The organism is Marilutibacter maris, from assembly GCF_006546735.2.
GTDB classification, from domain to species: domain Bacteria; phylum Pseudomonadota; class Gammaproteobacteria; order Xanthomonadales; family Xanthomonadaceae; genus Marilutibacter; species Marilutibacter maris.
In genome coordinates, this window is record NZ_VICD02000083.1 from 1 (window position 1) to 8,731 (window position 8,731).

The 8,731-nt window shown below is 70.1% G+C and carries 6 protein-coding genes; 1 reads left to right on the top strand and 5 read right to left on the bottom strand.

Features of this window, described 5'->3' with window-relative positions; translation table 11 throughout:
• The 5 genes from FKV24_RS05890 to hrcA form a co-directional block, all read right to left on the bottom strand.
• Positions 1-2,304 (bottom strand): FdhF/YdeP family oxidoreductase (locus FKV24_RS05890; RefSeq protein WP_141481711.1); only part of this gene is annotated, 2,304 nt, incomplete at its 3' end.
• A 100-nt stretch (positions 2,305-2,404) separates the two neighbouring features.
• Positions 2,405-3,532 carry a molecular chaperone DnaJ gene (gene dnaJ / locus FKV24_RS05895; protein WP_111266332.1) on the bottom strand — a complete coding sequence of 376 codons (1,128 nt, stop codon included), beginning with the start codon at positions 3,530-3,532 and terminating at the stop codon, positions 2,405-2,407.
• Positions 3,533-3,666: 134 nt separating this feature from the next.
• On the bottom strand, positions 3,667-5,577 hold the full coding sequence (gene dnaK, locus FKV24_RS05900) for a molecular chaperone DnaK (RefSeq protein WP_141481712.1): 1,911 nt from the start codon (positions 5,575-5,577) through the stop codon (positions 3,667-3,669).
• Positions 5,578-5,750: 173 nt separating this feature from the next.
• On the bottom strand, positions 5,751-6,392 hold the full coding sequence (gene grpE, locus FKV24_RS05905; protein WP_343200235.1) for a nucleotide exchange factor GrpE: 642 nt from the start codon (positions 6,390-6,392) through the stop codon (positions 5,751-5,753).
• A 48-nt stretch (positions 6,393-6,440) separates the two neighbouring features.
• A complete protein-coding gene (gene hrcA / locus FKV24_RS05910) occupies positions 6,441-7,493 on the bottom strand; it encodes a heat-inducible transcriptional repressor HrcA (protein WP_141481713.1) in 1,053 nt (350 codons plus the stop codon).
• A gap of 162 nt (positions 7,494-7,655) precedes the next feature.
• Between hrcA and FKV24_RS05915 the strand changes: the two genes are divergently transcribed.
• The coding region (locus tag FKV24_RS05915) for an AAA family ATPase (RefSeq protein ID WP_141481714.1) at positions 7,656-8,731 on the top strand (1,076 nt) is incomplete at its 3' end.

The following is an 8,731-nucleotide window of genomic DNA, read 5'->3' on the forward strand; positions in this document are numbered from 1 at the left end:
CGGCACCGACTTGTAGCCCGGGGTACCGGAGCGCGGGTCGCGATCGTCCAGCGCCAGCAGGCCGTTGCCTTCGGGGTAGTACATCGCCACCGAACCGCGGGAGATGGCGAACGCCACCGCCACATAGCCGCGCACGCTGCGGCCGTTGGCGGCGCCCAAGGGGTCGCAGGCCTGCACGTCGATGCGGTCGCCCTCCTTCAGGCCGCGCTCGGCAAGGTCGTCGGGATTGACGAAGACGACGTCGCGGCGGCCATGGATGCCGCGGTAGCGGTCGTTCATGCCGTAGATGGTGGTGTTGTACTGGTCGTGCGAGCGCACCGTGGCCAGCCTGAGCAGGCCGTCGGCAGCCGCCGGGGCCTCGACCAGCCCGCGCGCGAGCAGGAAATGGGCCTTGCCGTCGGCGGTGTTCCAGTGCCGCCGGGAAGCCGCGTTGTCGAGGCGGAAGCCGCCGGGCTCGCGGACCCTGTCGTTGTAGCCGGCGAAGATCGGGAACACCGCCTCGATATCGGCGCGGATACGGTCGTAGTCCTCGACCATCTCCTCCCAGTCGACCTTCGAGTCCGGCAGGGTCGCGCGCGCCAGCAGGGCGACGATCGCCGGTTCCGAACGCAGGTGCTCGGAGGCCGGCTTCAACCGCCCCTGCGAGGCGTGCACCATCGACATCGAATCCTCCACCGTCACCGATTGCGGGCCACCGGCCTGAACGTCCAGCTCGGTGCGCCCCAGGCACGGCAGCAGGAAGGCCTGCCTGGCCGGGATCAGGTGCGAGCGGTTGAGCTTGGTCGCGATGTGCACGGCCAGGTCCAGCTTGCGCATCGCCGGGAAGGTCGCCTGCGGATCGGACATCGCCACCGCCAGGTTGCCGCCCAGGCACAGCAGCGCCTTCGAGCGGCCCTCGGCGATCGCCTGGACCGCGGCGACAGCGTCGTGGCCGTGCGCGGCCGGCGGCTCGAAGCCATAGGTCCGCCGGATGCCGTCCAGCAGCGCCGCGCTGGGCTTCTCGGTGATGCCGACGGTGCGGTCGCCCTGCACGTTGGAGTGACCCCGCAACGGGCATATGCCGGCGCCGGGGCGGCCGATATTGCCGCGCAGCAACAGCAGGTTGGCCAGCTGCTGCACGTTCTCGGTGCCGTGGCGATGCTGGGTGATGCCCATGCCGTAGCAGACGATCACCCGTTCGGCGCGGGCATAGATCGAGGCCGCGCCGGCGATATCGTCGCGGCTCAGGCCCGAATGGCGCTCGATGCCGTCCCAGTCGCTGGCCCGCAGATCCGCCGCCAGCGCCTCGAAACCGCGGGTGTGCTCGGCGATGAAGGCGCGGTCGAGCAGGCCCTCGCCGCCCTTGGCCAGATCGGCCGCGTCGGCCTCCAGCAGCCACTTCATCATGCCCTTCAGCACCGCGAGGTCGCCGCCGATCCGGGGCTTGAAGTAGGTCGAGGCGATCCGCACCGCGTGCCCGGTCAGCATCTCGGCCGGATCCTGCGGCGACACGAAGCGCTCCAGCCCGCGTTCGGGCATCGGGTTGATCACCACGATCGGCGCGCCGCGCAGCGAGACCTCGCGCAGCGTCCCCAGCATCCGCGGATGATTGGTGCCGGGGTTGTGGCCGATGCAGAACACCGCGTCGGCGTGCTCGAAGTCCTCCAGCGTCACCGTGCCCTTGCCGACTCCGATCGACTCCGGCAGCCCGACGCTGGTGGCTTCGTGGCACATGTTCGAGCAGTCGGGGAAGTTGTTGCAGCCGTACTCGCGCACGAACAGCTGGTACAGGAAGGCGGCCTCGTTGGAGGCGCGGCCGGAGGTGTAGAACTCGGCCATGGTCGGGTCCGGCAGCGCGCGCAACGCGTCGCCGATACGCTCGGCGGCCTCTTCCCACAGGATCGGCAGGTACTTGTCCTGGGCCGGGTCGTAGACCATCGGATGGGTCAGGCGGCCCTCGTTCTCCAGGTCGTGGTCGTTCCACTGCCACAGCTCGGACAAAGTGTGTCGGGCGAAGAAGTCGGGCGTGGTGCGCCTGGAGGTCGCTTCCCAGGTCACCGCCTTGGCGCCGTTCTCGCAGAACTCGAACGACGAGGTGTGGCTCGGATCGGGCCAGGCACAGCCCGGGCAGTCGAAGCCCACCGGCTGGTTGACCCGGTGCAGCGCCTCCATCGAGCGCGGCACCGCCATCTGCCCGCGGATCGCGCCGGCGACCGCCCGCAACGCCCCCCAGCCGCCGGCCGGGCCCTCGTAGGGGCGGACGGTCTTGTCGAAGTCGGCCTCCGGTGGCGGCGCCTTGGGCGGATCCTGCGGGGGAGTCTTCATCGGACGCCTGCAAAAACTTGATGACCGACGGTCATCATAAACCTGACGCAGTGTGCGCCAGGTCGTCGTGCAGGCGAGCGGCGGCGCGCGCCGCGGCGGCTCAGGAAACCATCCGGTCCCAGAAGCCCTTGACCCCGTCGAGGAAGGTCGCCGACCTCGGCGAATGCTTGCGCGCACCCTCGCCGGAGAAGGTCGCCTCGAACTTCTCCAGCAGATCGCGCTGCTCGGCGGTGAGATTGACCGGCGTCTCGACCACGACCCGGCAGTACAGATCGCCTTCGCTGCGGCTGCGCACCGACTTGACGCCCTTGCCGCGCAGGCGGAACAGCTTGCCGCTCTGGGTCTCGGCCGGCAGCCGGATCTCGGCGTCCCCGTTCAGGGTCGGCACCCGGACCACGTCGCCCAGCGCCGCCTGCGAGATCCGGATCGGCACCTCGCAGTGCAGGTCGTCGCCGTCGCGATGGAATATCTCGTGTTCCTTGACCCGCACCTCGACATAGAGGTCGCCCGGCGGCACGCCGACCGGACCGGCTTCGCCCTCGCCCGCCAGGCGGATGCGGTCGCCGGTATCGACCCCGGCCGGCACCTTCACCTGCAGGGTCTTGTTGCGCTCGATCCGGCCCTGGCCGTGGCAGTCTTCGCAGGGGTTGGCGATGGTCTTGCCGCTGCCGCCGCAATGCGGACAGGCCTGCTGCATCGAGAAGATGCCGCGCTGGAAGCGCACCTGGCCGCGACCGTTGCAGGTCCCGCAGGTCTCGGTCCTGCCGTCGGCCGAACCGCTGCCGTTGCAGGTGTCGCAGCTCTCCAGGGTCGGAATCTCGATCTGCCGTTCGACCCCGCCGACCGCCTCCTCCAGGCTCAGCTCCATCACGTAGCCGACATCGGCGCCGCGACGCGGGCCGCGCGGGCCGGCGCCTCCGCCGAAGATGTTGCCGAAGATGTCGCCGAAGATGTCGCCCATGTCGGCGTAGCCGGCGCCGGGACCGCCACCGCCCATGCCGTGCTCGAACGCCGCGTGGCCGTGCTGGTCGTAGGCCCGGCGCTTGTTGGCGTCGGACAGGACCTCGTAGGCCTCCTTGCACTCCTTGAACGCGACCTCGGCCGCCACATCGCCCGGATTACGGTCCGGGTGATGCTTCATCGCGCAACGGCGGTAGGCCTTCTTCAGCTCGTCCGCCGACACGTCGCGGCCGACGCCCAGCACTTCGTAGTAGTCACGCTTGCTCATGGTTGTAGCGACTTCCCCCGCCGCACCGGCATCGGCCGGCGCGGACTGTTGATACGACAAGGGTCCGGAACCGCGGAACGGTCCCGAACCCCTGTGGCGGCCCCGCCGGGTTCATGCCAGAGGGGCCGGCCGGCTTACTTGTTGTCGTCCTTGACCTCGGTGAACTCGGCGTCGACGACATCGTCGCCGGTCGCGCCGGAAGCGGCGGCGCCCTCGCCGGGCTGGCCCCCGCCCTGGGTACCGGCGAACAGTCCCTGCGCGGCCTCCTCCAACGCCTTCGACTTGGCCTCGATCTGGGCCTTGTCGTCGCCCTTCATCGCGGTCTCGAGTTCGGCGATGGCGGTCTCGGCGGCGGCGATCGCCTCGCCCGGCGCCTTCTCGCCGTGCTCCTTGATCGAGCTGCGGGTCATGTGGATCAGGGCGTCGGCCTGGTTGCGGGCCTGGACCAGCTCCTGGAACTTCTTGTCCTCCTCGCGGTTGGCCTCCGCATCGGCGACCATCTTCGCGATCTCGTCCTCGGACAGACCCGAGCCGGCCTTGATCTCGACCTTCTGCTCCTTGCCGGTCTTCTTGTCCTTGGCGGTCACGTGGACGATGCCGTTGGCGTCGATGTCGAACGACACCTCGATCTGCGGCATGCCGCGCGGCGCCGGCTCGATGCCGGCCAGGTCGAAGCGGGCCAGCGACTTGTTGTAGCGGGCCTGCTCGCGCTCGCCCTGCAGCACGTGCACGGTGACCGCGGACTGGTTGTCGTCGGCGGTCGAGAAGGTCTGCGAGGCCTTGGTCGGCACCGTGGTGTTCTTCTCGATGATCTTGGTGAACACGCCGCCCAGGGTCTCGATGCCCAGGCTCAGCGGGGTCACGTCCAGCAGCAGCACGTCCTTGACGTCGCCGGCCAGCACGCCGCCCTGGATCGCGGCGCCCAGCGCCACCGCCTCGTCGGGGTTGACGTCCTTGCGCGGGTCCTTGCCGAAGAACTCGGCGACCGCCTGCTGGACCTTCGGCATGCGGGTCTGGCCGCCGACCAGGATCACCTCGCTGATGTCGCTGGCGCGCAGGCCGGCGTCATTGAGCGCGGTGCGGCACGGCTCGATGGTCTTGCGGACCAGATCCTCGACCAGCGACTCGAGCTTGGCCCGGGTCAGCTTGATGTTCAGATGCTTGGGACCGGAAGCGTCGGCGGTCACGTACGGCAGGTTGACCTCGGTCTGCTGCGACGAGGACAGCTCGATCTTGGCGCGCTCGGCCGCGTCCTTCAGGCGCTGCAGGGCCAGCGGGTCCTTGCGCAGGTCGATGCCCTGGTCCTTCAGGAACTCCTCGACCAGGTAGTCGATCACGCGCTTGTCGAAGTCCTCGCCGCCGAGGAAGGTGTCGCCGTTGGTCGACAGCACCTCGACCTGCATCTCGCCGTCGACCGAGGCGATCTCGATGATCGACACGTCGAAGGTGCCGCCGCCGAGGTCGTACACGGCCACCTTGCGGTCGCCGCCCTTCTTGTCCATGCCGTAGGCCAGCGCGGCCGCGGTCGGCTCGTTGATGATGCGCTTGACCTCCAGGCCGGCGATCCGGCCGGCGTCCTTGGTCGCCTGGCGCTGGCTGTCGTTGAAGTAGGCCGGCACCGTGATCACCGCCTCGGTGACGGTCTCGCCCAGGTAGGCCTCGGCGGTCTTCTTCATCTTGGTCAGCACTTCGGCCGAGATCTGCTGCGGCGCCATCTTGCTGCCTTCGACGGTCTGCACCCAGGCGTCGCCGTTGTCGTGCTCGATGATCCCGTAGGGAACCAGGTCGATGTCCTTCTGGACCTCGGCGTCGCGGAACTTGCGGCCGATCAGGCGCTTGACCGCGAAGAAGGTGTTCTTGGGGTTGGTGACGGCCTGGCGCTTGGCCGAGGCGCCGACCAGGACCTCGCTGTCCTTGGTGTACGCGACGATCGACGGCGTGGTGCGGTCGCCCTCGGCGTTCTCGATGACCTTGGCGTTGCCGCCCTCCATGATCGCCACGCACGAGTTGGTCGTGCCGAGGTCGATACCGATGATCTTGCCCATGGTGGTGTTCCCTCTCTAAGACTGTTGCTGTTGCGAATCCGGTAGTCCGGGGGGCGGGGGCCTCCCGGAGGGCGGCCGCGCCGCCGATGTCTGCTATCTAGGGGTCGACTGCGCGCCCTTCAAGGGGGCGCGGACCCGTATCTGCGGCGCTGCGGGCCGCAGACACCCGCCGCTCAGTCGTGTCGGCTGACCACGACCAGGGCCGGCCGCAGCAGGCGGTCGTTGAGCAGCCAGCCCTTCTGGTAGACCTGGACCACCTGGCCGGGCGCGTGCTCGGCGCTGTCGACCATGCTCATCGCCTGGTGGTGGTCGGGGTTGAAGGCCTCGCCGACCGGGTCGACCACGGCCATGCCGTTCTCGCCGACCACCTTCAGCAGCTGCTTCAGGGTCAGCTCCATGCCCTCGCGCAGATGCGCGGCGGTATCGCCCTCGACCCCGAGGCCGGCCTCCAGGCTGTCGATCACCGGCAACAGATCGGCCAGCAGACGCTCGTTGGCGAACTTGCGCGCGGTGTCGATCTCGCGCGCCATCCGCTTGCGCTGGTTCTCCAGCTCGGCGCGCTCGCGCAGCGATTCGTCGCGCACGGCGGCCAGTTCGGCCCGGGTCTCCTCCAGCTCGATGGCGAGCCGGGCCTGGGCGTCGTTGTCGTCGGCGTTCATGGCCATGTCCTGGTGGGTTTCGTCCTGATGCGATGCTGTGGTCATGTGCTTGGTCTGTCCCCTGCGCTGTACAGGTGTGGCTGGGAGGGTGGCGGGCGGACGGCGGGCGTCCGCGACAGGGCCAGCAATGGGGACGGGGCGGCAGGATTCAAGCAGCGGGCGCGTATCCGGGCCCGGTTCAGCCTGTCGGCGGCGACGACCGGCTCAGCCCGGGTCCGGGGACAGCGCGTCGCCGAGCACGTCGGCGGCGGCCTGGACCACCGGGATCACCCGGTCGTAGGCCATGCGGCTGGGACCGATCACCCCCAGCACGCCCAGCACCTGGCCGGCGGCGACATACGGCGCGGTCACCAGCGACATGCCCTCCAGCGGCGCCAGCCCGGTTTCCTCGCCGATGAAGATGCGCACGCCCGGCGCCTGGATCGTGCGTTCGAGCAGCTGGAGGATCTCGCGCTTGCGCGCGAACGCCTCGAACAGCTCGCGCAGGCGGTCCAGGTCGGCCAGGTCCTGCACCCCCATCAGGCGGGTCTGCCCGGCCAGCAGCATGTCGTCCTGGCCCGGCACCAGCACCTGCTCGGCCAGCTCGACCGAATGCGCCAGCAGGCTCTCCATCTCGCTGCGCGCGCTCTTGAGCTCGTGCAGCAGCGAGCCGCGGATGTCGGCCAGCGCACGTCCGGCGAACTGGCTGTTGAGGTAGTTGGCGACCTGTTCGAGCTCGCCGGCGTCGAACGGGCGCCGGGTCTGGATGATCCGGTTCTGCACCTCGTTGTCGGCGAACACCAGGATCGCCAACACCCGCTGCGCGTCGAGCGGGACGAAGTCGATCCGCCGGAACGCGAACTGCTCGCGCCGCGGCAGGCTGACCACGCCGACGAAATGGGTCATCGCCGACAGCAGTTCGGAGGTGCTGCCGAGCAGGGCCTGGGTACCCGAGCCGGCCGGCAGTTCGCCGCGCAGCCGCGCCAGCTCGCCGTCCGGCAACGGCTTGACCTGCAGCAGCGAGTCGACGAACAGGCGATAGCCCTGAGCGGTCGGCACCCGTCCGGCCGAGGTGTGCGGCGCGCTGAGCAGGCCGGCGTCCTCCAGGTCGGAGAGGATGTTGCGGATCGTCGCCGGGCTGACCGCCAACCCCGCGTGGCGCGCCAGGGTCTGCGACCCCACCGGCTCGCCGTCGCGGATGTAGCGGCCGATCAGGGTCCTCAGCAGCTGTCGGGCCCGGGGATCGAGATCGTCGGAGGCGGAGGAACGGTGGCCCATGGGACGGATATAAGCGCCAGCGCCGCCCGGCGCAAGGCTTGCGGAGCCCGGGTGGCGACGTGACCCGGAAACGACATCGCCGGCGGACGTGTCGGCGGCCGCGGCGAAAGGCACCGCCCGGCCCTATCTGCGGACCGCCAACAGCCCCTAGAATCGGCACCCATGCTGACCCACCTGTCCATCAAGCAATTCGCCGTCGTCGACAGCGCCGAACTCGAGTTCGGCCCCGGCATGACCGTGATCTCCGGCGAGACCGGCGCCGGCAAGTCGCTGCTGGTGGACGCGCTGGGGCTGATCTGCGGCCTGCGCGCCGACAGCGGCGTGGTCAGGCACGGCGCCGACCGCGCCGAGCTCTCGGCCGGGTTCGCGCTCGTCGACGCGCCGCTGGCAAGGGCCTGGCTCCACGACAACGACCTCGACGAGGACGAGGCCTGCCAGATCCGCCGGGTGATCCGCGCCGACGGCGGTTCGCGCGCCTGGATCAACGGCCGCCCGGCCACGGTCGGGCAGTTGACCGAACTGTCCGCGCGGCTGGTCGAGATCCATGGCCAGCACGAGCAGCAGGCCCTGCTGTCCCGCCCCAGCCAGTTGGCGCTGCTGGACGCGTTCGGCCGCACCGACGCCGAGCGCGCCGCGGTGGCCGAGGCCGCGCGCCGCTGGAGCGCGCTGCTGCGCGAACGCGAGAGCCTGTCCGCGCAAGGGGACGTCTCCGACCGCATCGACTGGCTGGAGCATCAGTTCGCCGAACTCGAACGCGAGGAACTGGAGCCGGCGGCACTGGAGCAACTGGGCGCCGACCACCGCCGTCAGGCCCACGCCGCCGACCTGATCGCCGCCTGCGACGAGGCCCTTGCGCAACTGGCCGGCGACGAGCTGCCCTCGCCGGTCGGCACCATCGAACAGATCCGCGGCGCCCTGCAGCGGATGAATGAACACGAGCCACGGCTGGGCGAGGTCGACGCGATGCTCGATGCCGCCGCGATCCAGCTCGACGAGGCCCAGGTCCTGCTCGACCGCATCCGCAGCGACCTGGACATCGATCCGGGCGCGCTCCAGACGCTGGAGCAACGCCTGGGCCGCCTGCACGAGCTGGCCCGCAAGCACCGCGTGCCGCCGGACCAGTTGCTGGCCCGGCGCGAGGCGATCGCCGCCGAGCTGGACGGCCTGCGCGGCGCCGGCGAACGGCTGCACAAGCTCGATGCCGAGATCGAGAGCGCCCGCCAGGCCTGGCGCCGGGC